Source organism: Aeromonas sp. 600948 (genome assembly GCF_049174875.1).
Lineage (GTDB): Bacteria > Pseudomonadota > Gammaproteobacteria > Enterobacterales > Aeromonadaceae > Aeromonas > Aeromonas veronii_A.
The window spans coordinates 18,637-33,038 of record NZ_JAAKTY010000033.1; the positions used below are offsets into that span (position 1 = coordinate 18,637).

Below are 14,402 nucleotides of genomic sequence, written 5' to 3' on the forward strand. Positions count from 1 at the left end.
GCTTCATGACTGCAACCCAGCCCACCGTACCCGCCACTCCGCCCCTCGACGGTTTTATCCTGACCCGCCACGGGCGGGATGTGCGCGGCCGCAACGGGCTGCCTGCAACCACCGAAATCGTGATGTGGCTCTGGAGCGCGCAGGGGCCGGTGCGGGTGGTGGTGCCGGGGCAGGAGCCGGTGTTCTTTTTGCCGCAGAGCCATATGGCAGAAGCCGCCGAGCTGTTCAAGGGGGCCGGGGTGAGCGGGCGGTTTCGCCGCCTGCCAATGCACACCTTCGACGGTCGCCCGGTGGTGGGCTGCTATTTCGCCACCCTGAGCGCCTTTCACCGCGCCATCGAGCTGCTGCTTATTCGCGGACTTGAGCACTTCGAGGCGGATATCCGGCTGCCGGAGCGGTTTCTGATGGAGCGTTTCATCACCGCTGGCGTGCGCTTTGATGGCCGGGCGGTAAAAAAGGGGGGCAAGCAGGGCTACTGGGAGGTGAACGAGGCGCGCTGCGCGCCGCAGGCGGTGACGCCAACCCTCTCCTGGGTGTCACTGGATGTGGAGTGCGCCATGGACGGGGCCCTCTTCTCGGTCGGTCTTTACAGCGAGCAGGATGCGCGGGTCATCATGATCGGTACCTCGGGAGCGGATGCCGAGAGCTGGGGCACCCAGGTCCAGTGGGTAGAGGACGAGAGCGCCCTGCTGAGTGCGCTGGAGAGCTGGTTCAGCCTGCATGACCCCGATCTGGTCATCGGCTGGAACGTGGTTAATTTTGATTTTCGCCTGCTGCTACGCCGCGCCGAGCTTAACAAGCGGCGGCTGCGGCTCGGGCGGGGGCGCGAGCTCTGTTTCTGGCGCTCGTCACGGGGCGATCCCCAGACTGGCAACGTCATCATTCCCGGGCGCATGGTGCTCGACGGCATCGATACCCTGAAAAGCGCTACCTGGCAGTTTGCCAGCTACAGCCTGGATGCGGTGGCGAGCGAACTGCTTGGCCGTGGCAAGGATATCGAGGACGTGGCCAATCGGGGGGAGAAGATCACCGAACTGTTCCACTCCGACAAGGAGGCGCTGGCCCGCTACAACCTGGAAGATTGCAAGCTGGTGTGGGAAATCTTCGATTTCTGCCACCTCATCCCTTTTGCCATTGAACGCGCCTCCCTCACCGGCCTTGAGCTGGACAGGGTAGGGGGCTCGGTGGCGGCCTTTACCAACCTCTATCTGCCGCGGCTGCATCGTGGCGGCTACGTGGCCCCCAATCTGCCGGCCGACGGTGGGCTGGCGAGCCCCGGCGGCTATGTGATGGACTCCAAACCCGGTCTCTATCGTCACGTGCTGGTGCTCGATTTCAAGAGCCTCTATCCCAGCATCATCCGCACCTTCTGCATCGACCCCATGGGACTTATCGAGGGGTTGCAACACCCCGACCACGCCATTCCCGGCTTTCGCGGCGCTATGTTCTCCCGAACCCGCCACTTCTTGCCGGATCTCATCGCCACCCTCTGGGCGGCGAGGGACAGAGCCAAGGCCGCCAGCAACAAGGCGCTCTCCCAGGCCATCAAGATCATCATGAACTCTTTCTACGGCGTGCTGGGGTCGGGGGGCTGCCGTTTCTATGATCCGCGCCTAGCCTCATCTATCACCTTGCGTGGTCACAGCATCATGCAGCAGACCCGCGAGTGGATTGAGGCGAAGGGGTTCGAGGTGATCTATGGTGACACCGACTCCACTTTTGTCCATCTGGGGCGCGAGACCAGCCCGGATGAGGCGGACGAGATTGGCCAACGACTGGCGCAAATGATCAACGACAACTGGGCTGCACTGATCAGGCGCGAGTTCGATCTGCCGAGCTATCTGGAGATCCAGTACGAGACCCACTATCGCCGCTTTCTGATGCCCACCATCCGCGGGCTGGAGAAGGGCAGCAAGAAGCGCTATGCGGGGCTGGTTGGCAAAGCCAGTGAGGAGAGTGAACAGCTGGTATTCAAGGGGCTTGAATCGGTGCGCACCGACTGGACCATGCTGGCCAAGCAGTTCCAGACCCGCCTCTATGAGCTGGTGTTTCACGATGAAGATCCCAGCGGCTATGTGCGCACCATGGTGGATGAGACTCGCGCCGGTCGTCACGACGATCTGCTTATCTACCGCAAACGGCTGCGCCAGAAGCTCGAGGAGTATCAGAAGAATGTGCCGCCCCATGTGCGGGCAGCGCGGCTGGCCGATGAGGAGAACCTGCGCCGCGGTCTGCCCCAGCGCTATCAGCATCGGGGCTCCATCGCTTATCTGATGACCCTCAATGGCCCAGAACCGCTGGAATACAGGCGCAGTGCCATCGATTACGAACACTATATCGACAAGCAGTTGCGGCCCATTGCCGACGCCATCCTGCCCTTTATCGGCGAGTCGTTCGACCGGATCTGCGGCCAGCAGCTGGATCTTTTCTGATTGGTGCAAGTTGGCACTTTACTTCCCATGAATACTGGATAAAAATACAGTTATAAATCATGGAGAAGTTTCCTATGCGTCTTGAAATCATCATCGACAGAAAACATCAGATCCCGACCTCGACCATGGAGGCGCTGCGTCAGGAGCTGCTCAAGCAGCTTGGCGAAAAATTCCCCGACATCCATGTGCGGGTCGCGCCGGGCAGCGCCATGGCCCTGACCGTCAGCCGTGCCAGCAAGGAAGACAAAGAGCTGGCCGAAGCCATGGTGCAGGAGGTGTGGGAGAACGCCGAGAGCTGGATGCAGGAAGAGAACGTCGCCTCCTGATCCCGCACGGTCAGTGGATAACTCGGGCGTTGGATAAATGGGTTGCTGATAAACGGGCATGCCCGCGAATGATCCGCTGATCCCCGGACAACAAAAAACGCAGCCAGGTGGCTGCGTTTTTTGTGGGTGGTGAGAGGCTCGCGATGGTTTTTCTGGCTCTGGGTTGAGCCAGGCCCGTTACAACCCCGCCCAGCTTTTCAGGCTCTGCTGCTGCACCCGGCGATTGGCTTCGCGGATCTCCCCTTTGGCGCGCAGGTCGGCCAGCGCAATGGGCAGTGCGGCGCGGATCTCGTCACTGCTCATTCCGGCTTTGAGGGCCGGGTGATAGGCCATCTTGAGCAGCACATAGTCCAGCCCGGTCAAAAAGCTGTCGATGCTGTTGTCATTGAAGATGGAGGGAAACACCTTGTCCGAATCGTTGGGCAGCCCCATCACCTGGGTGAACTCCTCCACCACGCAGTCGAGAAAACGCCCCTTGGCTCTGCTGTAGTCTACCGGAATGATGATGGTGGCACGGCTGATCTCGTGTTTCGCATTGGTTGCGAAGTTGGCAAGGCAGAGCCCTTCCTTGAGTGCCATCTTGACTGATGGATCCCCCCCCATGGTGCGGTTGGCCCAGCTCTTCATCTTGCTGTAGTCGGTCATGATCAGGGTGAGGTTGGGCTTTGCGGTCACCATGCTGATGGAGTGGCCGGTGATGCGGGCCAGATGGGCTGCCTGTACCTTCACCACGTCGGCCTGCAGCGGCTTGTCACCCGATTCGTTGATAAGTTGCAGCCGGATCGGCTGCTGCCAGCGGGCAAAACGGGTCTGCCTGGCTTCGCCATATTCCCGCTCCATGGCGATGGCCATAAAGCTCTCGGTGAGATAGCTGTCGCTCTGCCAGCGCTCATCGGCCCGGGCGCTGTGGCCCGCGAGCAGAAGCAGCAGGGCCAGCAGCCCACGTGACGCGCTGCGGGGATAGTCAGCGCGGCCCAAGCTGGTCATTACCAAAGTGGCAATAAGGCGGGTGGCACCAAAGGGGGTGGCGGCAAATGACATGTTTCCTCCCTGAAACGGTTGTCTACCTAGCGGTTGGCCTTGTCGATATCGCGCCAGGTGAGCCAGAGCCTGAGATCAAACTCCAGTTGATGATAGTCGGGCTCCATATGTTGGCAGAGCTGGTAGAAGCTCTTGTTGTGATCCTTCACTTTGATATGGGCCAGCTCGTGCACCACGATCATTTTCAGGAATGGGGGCGGTGCCTCCTTGAACAGGGCGGCGATGCGGATCTCGTTCTTGGCCTTGAGCTTGCTGCCCTGCACTCGGCTGACGTAGGTGTGCAGACCGAGGGCATCCTTGATCACGTTGATCTTGCCATCGAACACCACCTTTGACAGGGGCGCCGAGCTCTTGAGGTAGCGGTTCTTCAGCTCCATGGTGTAGGCGAGCAGCGCCTTGTCGCTCTGGATCTGGTGGCTCTCCGGATAGCGTTTGGCCAGCATCTCCCCCAGCTTGCCTGCCGCAATCAGCTGTTGTACCTGTGCCTTGAGGGGGTCGGGATAGCCGCCCAGATAAGTCAGTTCCGCCATGGTGTCACTCGTTACATCAAAAAGAGCGTCATTGTAGTTATCTCGGGCGGGCTTGCCTACTGCGGGCCGCTGCTGCAAGGGGGCTCTGGCGCAAGAAAAAGGGCGGCCATTGCAACAATGGCAGCCCTGCGGGGCGTATTGACGATCAGCGTCGGCGATAGAGACCCGGATCCACCTCTTCATAGTGGCTGGTCAGGTATTGATAGAAGGCGAGATGGGAAGGGGAGCTCGGCTTTTTCAGCTCCTCGCTCACCCGATCCGGCTTGGCGATGATGAACTTCGGGCTCTGGCGCTGGATATCGGCCAGCACCCGCTCGCGCACGTCATAGGGCGGATTGACGTTGGCAAAGAAGAGGTAGGCGGAAGCCGGCTGGCGATCGGTCCAGAGATAATATTGCGGCTGGATGCCATCGACCCAGATCTTGTCGCTCGGGACTGTCTCGGCCTTGATGCGATCAACCCGTACCTGAGCTGCCGGATTGAAAGGGCGACCTTTGAGGGTGCCTTCCCAGGCGTTGTTGATCATCAGCAGCAGCATGGCCAGCGTTGCCAGCCAGGGGGTGGCACTGCGCACATCCCAGGCGCGCCAGAGAGGAATGAGGATCAGCACCGGCAGCGCCCACAGCAGGCTGGTGCCGAGCACCTCGTTGACCCGTTCGAGGGACCACTCCTTGGTGCTCCAGCCAAAGGCGAGCTGCTGGGCCAGCAGCCAGCTGGCAGTGAGTACCACCAGCGAGATGCAGAGCAGGCCGATCGCATCAGCCTGTTGTTCGCTGCGATCCAGCAATACCGCCAGCGGCAGCACTGCCAGTTGCAGATAGAGCACGTCGTAGTGATCGAACACATGGCCGGAGACCGAGTTGGCGATCAGGGTAAACAGTACCCCAAACAGGGTCGCCAGCAGGGCGGGCAGATACCACTCCTGACGGCGGCTCAGCATCAGAATGATGAAGGCGGGTAGCAGCATGATAAGGCCGGTGCGCAGCAGGCCGACGGCGCCCACCATGGGGGAGAAGCCATTGCCGTAGCTCCCTTCGAAGAAGATGTCGAAGGCGTAGTATTTGAAGGCCGCCAGCAGATCATGCTGCTGGAAGTAGGCGTAAAGCGGGCCGCCAATCAGCGCCAGCCCCAGCAGGCTGGAGATGAGCAGCAGAATGGCGTCACGCCACTTCTCTTGCAGACACCAGTGGCAGAACAGCACCAGATACCAGGCCCCCCAGAAGGCGCCGTTGTTGGTGCGCATCCAGGCGACGATGGCGAAGGTGAGTGCCGCCACCAGTGCCGGCCACCAGCGAAATCCCTTGTCCAGCAGCAGGGTAATGAAGGCCCACTGGGCGATGAGGGCGAGGTGGAAGGTCCAGTCCTCAGTCATGTTGCCGTAGTAGTAACGGGTGCCGTAGAGAGCCAGCACCGCCAGCATGGCGCCGAGGCGTGCCTTGAACGAGAGTCCGAGCTGGGCAAAGGCCTGCCAGCTGGCCAGCAATCCGAGCCAGCAGAGCACCCACTCCAGTGTCCAGATCCCGACAAATCCCCCCATTCGATAGCCCAGCGCATCGAGGGCGAAGATCATCGGCCCCTTGATGTCGATCATGTCGCGATAGAGCACGCCACCTTCGCTCCACATCTTGCCCATCACCGCGAACAGCGAGGCATCAAAGCCTGGCGCCATGGTATGGAAGAGCGGGTTGCGCAGACAGAAGAGCAGCGCCAGCAGGGCGGTAAGCAGCACGATGGCTGGCTTGATACCCGGGTTGACGCGAGGGGGAGTGAAACGGATGGAGTGATTCATGAAGTCGCCTGTTCCTGCAGCTGGTCTTGAAAGCGGGCCTATCTTGCCGAGCTAGTGAGTGCGATGCAATGGGGCGGGCCCGTGTGGGGCAAATATTCTCGAAAAAGCCCGGTTCTTGCAGGGAACCGGGCGCTGGCTGCGGCAATATTGGCCGTCAGGGGATGTAGCAAGCCATCCCCCCTCTGCATCAACTGAGGTACTCAAGCAGGGGCGGCTGCGCTTCCAGTGTCGGCAGGTGACGGGCCCAGCGGATAAAGGCGTCGGCCAGGGTGATGCCGAGCTCCTGATTGTGCTGGGTCAGGGTACGCGCCAGTGCGGTGTAGCCCTCCTTGCCGGAGGCGGTATAGGCGCTCGACACTCCGCGATAGACCTGTTCGGCATTGACCGCTTGCCACTGGCCGGGGGCGGCTTCCCACTCCAGTCGGGTGATGCGCTGGCCCTTGGGCCGATCGGCCTGATAGGTGAATCGCACCCCCGCGGTGTAGGGGAAGCTGCCGTTGCCATTGCCGACCACGCCGTTGTTGGTGGCGTTGTCGATGGCATTCTCCAGTGCCTCCGCCAGCTCGTGACCGTGCACCCGATAGAGGGTGAGGGGAATGGCAAACGGCAGCAGGCGACCGGCGATATCCGCTTCGCTCAGGGGGCCCGGCTCCAGCGAGCAGCGCACGCCGCCAGCATTGTGCAGGGCAAAGTCCACCTCGCCTACCTGTTCACGGGCGGCGGTCAGCATGGCGCGGGCCACCAGCGGGGCGAGCTGGCTGCCGTGGGGCTGGGTGGCATCCGGCAGCCGCTGATGGGGAAGTGGCGCCGCCAGTCGGGTGACGATGCGCTGGCTCATGGTTTCAATCTCCGGCCGGTAGCGTTTGGCCAGATGTTGTTCAAGCTGTGGGTCCGGCTCACAGAAGGTGAGCCCGACAGGTGGCGTGGAGGCGTACGGCCAGGGCTGCCAGGGGAGCCACTCCAGCTGACCCTGACTCTGCACGACGCGGCCCGCCTCATCGAAGGTGAGCTCGCAGACACCGAGGCAGAGGGCGCTGTGGCCAGCATGCAAAATAGCCACCCCGTTGTTCATCAGCGGATAACTGCCTTCGCTTGGCAGACCCAGCGGCGCGAGATCGCCGAGCAGGCTGTGGGTGTGGCCGCCGATGATGAGACTGAGCTCGGGGAAGCGTTCGGCCAGCAGCTTGTCCTGATCCAGCCCGAGGTGGCTCAGCAGCACGATATGCTGGATCCCTTCGCGCTTGATCTCCTGCAACACCCTGGTGAGGGTGTCGGCGACCGCGTGGAAACGGGTGTGGGGATCCGGGTTGGCGATGGCAGCCATCTGGGCGAGGGTGATGCCGAGCAGTGCAAAGGGAACCCCGTCGATCACCCGGCGATGCCAGGGCTGATGGGCGTCGTAGAGGTGGGGAATATCCCACAGCCCCAGCGGCGTGTCGGCTGGCTCCTGACTGTTGTCCAGATTGGCGGCCAGCACCGGAAAATCGAGCTGGCGCAAGAACTCCACCAGCGGGCCGTTGCCCAGATCGAACTCGTGGTTGCCAAGTACCATGGCATCGGGGGCCAGCATGGCGAGCAGGTCGGCGTTGGCGCGCCCTTTGAAGCGGTTGAAATAGAGCGAACCCTGAAAGGAGTCGCCACCGTGCAGAAATAGAAAACGCTGGCCGGCTGCTGCGGCTTTGGCACGCAGTTGGGTCAGTCGGGTCAGGATCCGGGCATAACCGCCGCACTGGGTGCGCCACTGGCCTTCACCGACAGGGGAGAAGCTCATGGGCGCGCCATCGAAGTGGGAGTGGCAATCACTGAAATGGGCAAGTTGAACCGTAATACTCATCTCGGTCCTCCTTAGGGGGAAAATGAGCACCGAGTCTACTGCAAAGGAGGGGGAGGATACCAGCCCGGCAGGGTGCCGGGCTGGTCAGCGATCAGGCGGGTACCATGATCTGGGTGGCGACGATCACCACCAGCAGGCCGACGGCGACCGGCATACTGGTGCGCTTGACCACCTCGAACGGCGAGAGCTTGCCCATCCCCGCACAGGCGACCACCACCCCGGAGACCGGAGAAATGGTGCGACCCAGGTTGGAGGCTTGCAGCATTGGGATCACCAGATAGGCCGGGTTGATGCCAAGGCTGCTGGCCAGGTTGGGGATCAACTCCACGAAGGCGTAGAAGGGAGCATTGCCCGAGCCGGTGGTGAAGGCGGCCAGGGTGGTGATCACCACCAGTGACAGCATCATGATCAGACCACCCGAACCGAGATCCTGCGCGTGAGCCAGCAGGGTGTCGATAAAGCCGACGGTCATCAGACCCTGGGCGAAGACACCGGCACCGACCAGCAGCATGACCACACCGGCAAAGGCATCAGCCATGTTGCGCCAGCAGACCTGCAGACCGTCCAGCAGCTCCTTGCCATTGCGGATCCGCACCAGCTCCAGCAGGCTGGCCAGCACCATGCACATGACGATGATGGTGACGATATCCAGCTGCGGACCCCATTTGCCGTCAAACACCAGCACTCCGATGATGGGGGTAAAAGGCAGGATGGCGTAAAAGGCAGGCGCAGTCGTCACCAGATCACCCGGGGCGACCGGCTCGTTGTGCTCACCGGATTTTTGATCAAGGTAGCGCTGCCAGAAGAAGTGGGTCACCGCCATGCAGGCGATCGCCACCAGCGAGATGGGCAGGGTCAGCTTGAAGGCAAAATCCAGCAGCGGCATGTTGGCGGCCTGAGCAGCCATCACCACGTCCCCTGAGGTCGGTGCCAGAATGATAGCGGCTGGCGAGGCGCACACGGCCGCAGCCGCGCCACGGGAGATCCCCATGTTGACCATCAGCGGGAACAGGGTGGCCATCAGCAGCACGCCGAGGCCGGTAGCGGAGCTCACCGCCAGCGACATGGCGCAGGCCACCAGATAGGCAGCCACAAGCAGGATATAGGGGGACTTGATGATGCCGAGCGGTTTGCTGGCCAGCTTGACCAGAATGGTGTTGGCGCCGATATGGCTCATGTAGCCGGCAAAGCCGCACAGCACCATGATCAGCATCCCCAGTCCACCGCCACGATCATTGAGCAGGAAGCGGACGTATTCGAAGATATCGGTTGCGATATAACCGGTGCTGACCACTTTGCTCGGCAGTACCGGCTTGCCCATCATGGCGGTGATGACCAGTAGCAGCAAGCCGCCGCTCAGCAGCACCCCGGTCGCGGAGTATCCTTTGAAAATGGCACGGCCCACCACCAGGGTGACCAGGGTGCCAACGATGAGTTCCAGCATATGTTGCCTTCTGATTGGATGAGAGTGGAGGGAGTCTATTCCGATAGGGGTAGAGTGGCGACTGGAAACAGGATGTTGTGTGAGCTAAATCAACGTTTAACCCCGTGAACAGAATTAAAGAAAGGTAAAGGTACTTTACCCAGCGGGTTTGGCTACCTACCCTTGCCAGCCTTGGTTGTCTTTTGAGGCTTTTATATGGCGATTGGTGATTTTTCAGGCATTAAACGCTCCCTTTTTCTGCTTGCGATGCTATTTTCACCTACTTGCGTGTTTGCAGTAACCAATGACGGTTTTCATCAAACCGGTCCTCATCAGGCGGTCGCCATGCGGCGTCTCATGGCTCCTCACTCTTACGGCGTACTGGTGGTTGCCGAGGGGAACAGACCCCGTTTTGCCGCGCTGGCATCCAAAACCACCGAAGCAAACTGCCTGGCCCGTCATGCCATCCGGGTAGATGGGGTCGCGCTGCTGGTCACCCCGAGATTTTATGCCAAAGAGGGAAAACGGGGACTTTGCGAGCTGTGGCTCAATGAGGGGGCAGATCAGGACTTTTTTGCCAACCGTCTTAAAAATGATCATTTCATTCAGATAGATGGTCATGACATCAATGTGAAAAACTATCACCTCGACTGGCAGCGCATCAGTCGTCCTGCTCAATAAAAATACAGTTTCATCCTTGTGCCATACTTTGCTCACGCAACCTGTGAGCTTGCTCTGATTTCTGGGCTCATCATTGTATTGCGCCGCCTCTTGGTCACACATAGGCTATACCCGTCATCTGTGTGGCGGTGGGTTTCACCAAGGTTGGTACTCCGCCCGTGCAATCAAGGAAGGTAGTCTGGCATGGTCAGCAAGGTTTATGGAGTAGTGGGGAGCGTGCTATTGCTGTTGCCCCTGATGAGTCAGGCTCAGCCGAGCCGGCCGCAAGTGGTGCCAGAGTCCCGCATCAATGTCCGTTTTTATGAGGTAAGTGCTGCCCAGCCAGATCAACTGGCACGCGCCATTGCTCAGAGTGCCCCCAAGGTGAATGGCAAGCCTGTTCTCGGCAAGGCGAGTTATAAGGTGGACTGGCAGCTGGATACCGAGCAGTTGCCGGGACGCTGCCAGCTCAAACGGGTTACGGTAACGACTCATGCCACCGTATTGTTGCCCCGCTGGCGTCAGAGTTCGGAGGGGAGTGACCCTGCTCGCCAACGCTGGGGGCGGCTGCTCTCCAGCATGTTTGACTATGAATCCCGTTTCAAAGAGATGGTGCTGCAAGGCGGAAATCAGGTGGGCGGGGCGATTGCGGCACTACCAGGCCATGCAGATTGCCAGGCATTGCGCTATGCCGCCTGGGCTGCGGGCAGTGGCGAATTGAACAAGGTTAAGGCAAGGGTAGACGATTTCCAGCGTCAGACTGGTTACGGCGAGCAGCTGGGTGTGCACTGGCCCAAGTGAGCGCTATCTCAAGACGCAATATCCAGCATCGCACGATTTGATAAATAGAATGGCCGCCCGATGAGCGGCCATTCTATTTGTTTGCAGAGTCCGGTTTAGACCAGAGCTTTGCCCTTGAGCAGTTTACGTACCCAATAACGGGCAGGGTGGAGCGCCTCCAGCAGAGCGGCAGCCAGCGGCAGGGGATCGCCGCAGATCTCGCTGGCGAGCAGCTCGCCACAGAGCGGCGCCGAGCAGAGACCCCGTGAGCCGAGCGCTCCCAGCACATAGAGGCCGGGGTGAAGAGGCAGCGGCTGGGCGTTGTGCAGATCATGCTGCAGATGCGCATAGTGATCCTCTAGGCCTGCCAATCTGACGATTGACCCCACCACTGGCAGGTGATCCCGACTGGCACAACGCACCCCTACGCGCGCCTCATTGCCGCTCACATCCACTTCGGCGGGCCAGGCTTGCTGTGGCAGGCAGGCTTGCAACCGCGCTTGATTCTGCGCCTGATCCTCGGCACGAAACTCGAGACTGCTCTGGTTGCGGCCATAACTGGCGCCGATGCAGTGCTGCTCGTTGTGCATCGGGGTGAGGTAGCCATCATAACAGAGCACAGTCTTGAGCTGACGCAAGCTGGCCGTGGTCGGCACATGGCTCACCTGACCGCGCACCGGATAGAGCGGTAGCTCGGCAAAGGGGAGCAGCGCGGGCAACTGGTGACCGGCGGCGACCACCAGATTGGGGGCCTGCCAGTGGCGGCCGTCCTGGCTCTCTATGTGCCAAGCATCTGTCTGCTCGGCAATGGCAACCACCTCGGTGTTGAACACCACCTCAAGCAGGCCGCTGGCTTGCGCCTCATTCAGGGCGGCTCGGGTGAGATCGGCCGGACAGAGCCAGCCTCCCAGCGGATAACTGACGCCGCTGTGGCCGCAGGGCAGGCCGACTACTTGTTCTACTTCCGCTGTCGATAGAGGTTGCATCAGTTCGGACGGGAAGGGGCCCTGACTCATCTTGGCCAGCTTGGCTGCCGATTTGTCGTCATAACCGAGCTGGGTTACCCCGCACAGTGCAAAAGCGATGGGGTGGCGTTCGGCCAACGCCAGCAGCCGTTGGCGGGCATAGCCAAAGGCGAGGGAATAGAAGCGCGACAGGGCATCGTGCTCGCCGTTAAGCAGTGGATAGAGGGCCCCTTGGCGGTTGCCCGAGGCGCCGGTGGCCGGTTCGCCATCTGCACACAGCAACGTCACCTTGCGACCCCGCTCCACCAGAGAGAGCGCCGTCATGGCCGAGGCGATGCCGCCGCCGATGATCACTACCTCGCCAGCGCGTCCGGCAGGACGGGCATACCAGGGGACTATGGTTTGCTGCGGCTGCTTGTCGGTGCGATCCCCCACCAGCATCTCCCGCTTGCTACCGTGCCCTTTCACCTTCTTCATGGCAAAGCCCGCTGCAATCAGGCCGCGGCGCACGAAGCCGGCACAGGTAAAGGTGGCGATGGAGCAATCGGGACGGGCGAGGCGCGCGAGACCGTCAAACAGCTCCTGTGTCCACATTTCCGGGTTTTTGGCCGGGGAGAAACCATCCAGATACCAGGCATCCACCAGCCCCTCTGCCCGGTGCGGTACCAGCGGCAGCATATCCTTGATGTCGCCAAACCAGAGATCGAGGCGAATGCGGCCGCCCGCAAAATGCAGGCGGTGGCAACCGGAGACCGGCAGCGGCCATTGGGCGATAAGATCCTGACTCAAGTGGCCAAGTTCAGGCCAGGCAGCCAGCGCTTTGCGCAGATCGTCCCGGGTCAGGGGGTATTTCTCGAAACTGATGAAGTGCAGACGGGAGCCGTTGCCGGATTGAGGCGCCTGTTCCAGGAAGGCTTGCATTGTCGCCAGAAAGTTAAGGCCTGTGCCGAAACCTGTTTCACCTATCACGAAACTGTCACTATCGTGGTGCGAAAATCGCGCAGGCAGCCGGTTTTGCTGCAAAAAGACGTAGCGGGTTTCACCTAGACCGTTATCATTGGAAAAGTACACATCCCCGAAGTCACTGGAGACAGGAGTTCCCGCTTCATTCCAGTCCAATCGGGCATGATGTAAGGATGTTTGACTCACGTTTTCCTCGGCTCGCGTCACAAAATCGCGGGCATTCTACGTGAAAGCAGACCAGTTTGGCAGCCGAAAGCGGGTAGACTTGGCGCCAGTTTTTCCAGACGAGATGAATTAATGAGAAGAGCAGTGATCACCGGTATCGGCGTCATCTCCAGTATCGGCAACAACAAGGAAGAAGTGCTGGCCTCCCTGAAAGCAGGTAAATCCGGCATCACCTATTCCGAGCAGTTCGAGCAGCACAACCTGCGCAGCCGTGTCTGGGGTAACATCAAACTCGATCCGTCTGAACTGATCGACCGTAAAGTCATGCGTTTCATGGGCGACGCTGCGGCCTACGCCTACCTCTCCATGCAGCAGGCCATTGAAGATGCCGGTCTGGCGGAAGATCAGGTCTCCAACGAGCGTACCGGCCTGGTGGTCGGTTCAGGTGGTGCCTCCGGCAAGAACACCTCGGAATCTGTGGACATCGCCCGCGAGAAAGGGGTCAAGCGTGTGGGCCCTTACATGGTGCCGCGCACCATGTCTTCCACCACCTCTGCTTGCCTGGCGACCCCGTTCCAGATCAAGGGTGTCAACTACTCCATCAGCTCAGCTTGCGCCACCTCTGCTCACTGCATCGGTCACGCGCTTGAGCTGATCCAGCTTGGCAAACAGGATGTGGTCTTCGCCGGTGGCGGTGAAGAGCTGGACTGGTCCTCTACCATCCAGTTTGACGCCATGGGTGCCCTCTCCACCAAGTACAACGACACGCCGGAAAAAGCGTCCCGTACCTATGATGCGAACCGCGACGGTTTCGTTATCTCCGGTGGCGGCGGCATTCTGGTGATCGAAGAGCTGGAACATGCGCTGGCCCGTGGCGCTCACATCTATGCCGAGCTGACCGGTTACGGTGCTACCTCCGATGGATATGACATGGTCGCGCCGAGCGGTGAAGGCGCGGTGCGTTGCATGAAGATGGCGATGCAGGGTGTGGGCAAGGTTGATTACATCAACACCCACGGTACCTCCACTCCGGTGGGTGATACCAAAGAGCTGGAAGCTATCCAGACCCTGTTTGGCGCCAACGGTCCCAAGATCTCTGCCACCAAGGCGATGACCGGCCATGCGCTGGGCGCTGCGGGCGTGCACGAGGCTGTCTACTCCCTGCTGATGATGGAACACGGCTTTATCGCCCCCAGCATCAACATCGAGACTCTGGACGAGAAGGCTGAAGGTCTGCCCATCGTGCGCGAGTACGAAGCGGCCGAGCTCAACACCGTCATGTCCAACAGCTTCGGCTTTGGCGGTACCAACGCCTCCCTGGTGTTCAGCAAGTTCAAAGGCTGATATCCGGTTGATATGAAAAAAGCGCCTCAGGGCGCTTTTTTTGTTTCCGTGATCTGCCATCACTCATTGCAGAGCAGAGCAGAGCAGAGCAGAGCAGAGCAGAGCAGAGCAGAGCAGAGCAGAGCAGAGCAGAGCAGAGCAGAGCAGAGC

The 14,402-nt window shown here is 60.5% G+C and carries 11 protein-coding genes; 5 read left to right on the top strand and 6 right to left on the bottom strand.

The genetic code is table 11. The features are described 5' to 3' along the window. The first annotated feature begins 5 nt into the window (after positions 1-5). Both G5182_RS19430 and G5182_RS19435 read left to right on the top strand, forming a co-directional pair. The gene (locus G5182_RS19430; RefSeq protein ID WP_227342751.1) at positions 6-2,432 is read left to right on the top strand and encodes a DNA polymerase II; all 2,427 of its coding nucleotides are present in this window, start codon (positions 6-8) and stop codon (positions 2,430-2,432) included. 74 nt (positions 2,433-2,506) lie between these two features. Further along, positions 2,507-2,758: a DinI family protein gene (locus G5182_RS19435; RefSeq protein WP_227342753.1), complete on the top strand. Its 252-nt coding sequence runs from the start codon at positions 2,507-2,509 to the stop codon at positions 2,756-2,758. Positions 2,759-2,935: 177 nt separating this feature from the next. Here the strand turns inward: G5182_RS19435 and G5182_RS19440 are convergent, their stop codons facing one another. The 5 genes from G5182_RS19440 to dcuC all read right to left on the bottom strand — a co-directional run bounded on the left by G5182_RS19440 (position 2,936) and on the right by dcuC (position 9,396). Next, positions 2,936-3,799 (bottom strand): DUF2927 domain-containing protein, encoded by an 864-nt coding sequence (locus tag G5182_RS19440; protein ID WP_227342755.1) that lies wholly within the window; start codon positions 3,797-3,799, stop codon positions 2,936-2,938. Positions 3,800-3,825: 26 nt separating this feature from the next. Next, a complete protein-coding gene (locus G5182_RS19445; protein WP_227342756.1) occupies positions 3,826-4,329 on the bottom strand; it encodes a M48 family metallopeptidase in 504 nt (167 codons plus the stop codon). 145 nt (positions 4,330-4,474) lie between these two features. Continuing rightward, the gene (locus tag G5182_RS19450; protein WP_227342758.1) at positions 4,475-6,118 is read right to left on the bottom strand and encodes a hypothetical protein; all 1,644 of its coding nucleotides are present in this window, start codon (positions 6,116-6,118) and stop codon (positions 4,475-4,477) included. A gap of 187 nt (positions 6,119-6,305) precedes the next feature. Next, positions 6,306-7,952, bottom strand: coding sequence for a bifunctional metallophosphatase/5'-nucleotidase (locus G5182_RS19455; protein WP_227342759.1), 1,647 nt, complete (start codon positions 7,950-7,952; stop codon positions 6,306-6,308). A gap of 91 nt (positions 7,953-8,043) precedes the next feature. Further along, positions 8,044-9,396, bottom strand: a complete 1,353-nt coding sequence (dcuC, locus tag G5182_RS19460; RefSeq protein ID WP_227342761.1) for an anaerobic C4-dicarboxylate transporter DcuC — start codon at positions 9,394-9,396, stop codon at positions 8,044-8,046. Between the two features lie 195 nt (positions 9,397-9,591). On the opposite strand from dcuC, the gene G5182_RS19465 reads away from it, so the two are divergent. Both G5182_RS19465 and G5182_RS19470 read left to right on the top strand, forming a co-directional pair. After that, the gene (locus G5182_RS19465; RefSeq protein ID WP_227342763.1) at positions 9,592-10,056 is read left to right on the top strand and encodes a hypothetical protein; all 465 of its coding nucleotides are present in this window, start codon (positions 9,592-9,594) and stop codon (positions 10,054-10,056) included. Between the two features lie 183 nt (positions 10,057-10,239). Next, complete coding sequence (locus G5182_RS19470; RefSeq protein ID WP_227342764.1) at positions 10,240-10,836, top strand: DUF922 domain-containing protein; 597 nt, start codon at positions 10,240-10,242, stop codon at positions 10,834-10,836. Between the two features lie 95 nt (positions 10,837-10,931). Here G5182_RS19470 and mnmC read toward each other — a convergent pair whose 3' ends face one another. Continuing rightward, on the bottom strand, positions 10,932-12,950 hold the full coding sequence (gene mnmC / locus G5182_RS19475) for a bifunctional tRNA (5-methylaminomethyl-2-thiouridine)(34)-methyltransferase MnmD/FAD-dependent 5-carboxymethylaminomethyl-2-thiouridine(34) oxidoreductase MnmC (protein WP_421254648.1): 2,019 nt from the start codon (positions 12,948-12,950) through the stop codon (positions 10,932-10,934). 90 nt (positions 12,951-13,040) lie between these two features. Here mnmC and fabB point away from each other — a divergent pair, with 90 nt between their 5' ends. After that, positions 13,041-14,252, top strand: a complete 1,212-nt coding sequence (gene fabB / locus G5182_RS19480; protein WP_100645761.1) for a beta-ketoacyl-ACP synthase I — start codon at positions 13,041-13,043, stop codon at positions 14,250-14,252. The last annotated feature ends 150 nt before the right edge of the window (positions 14,253-14,402 follow it).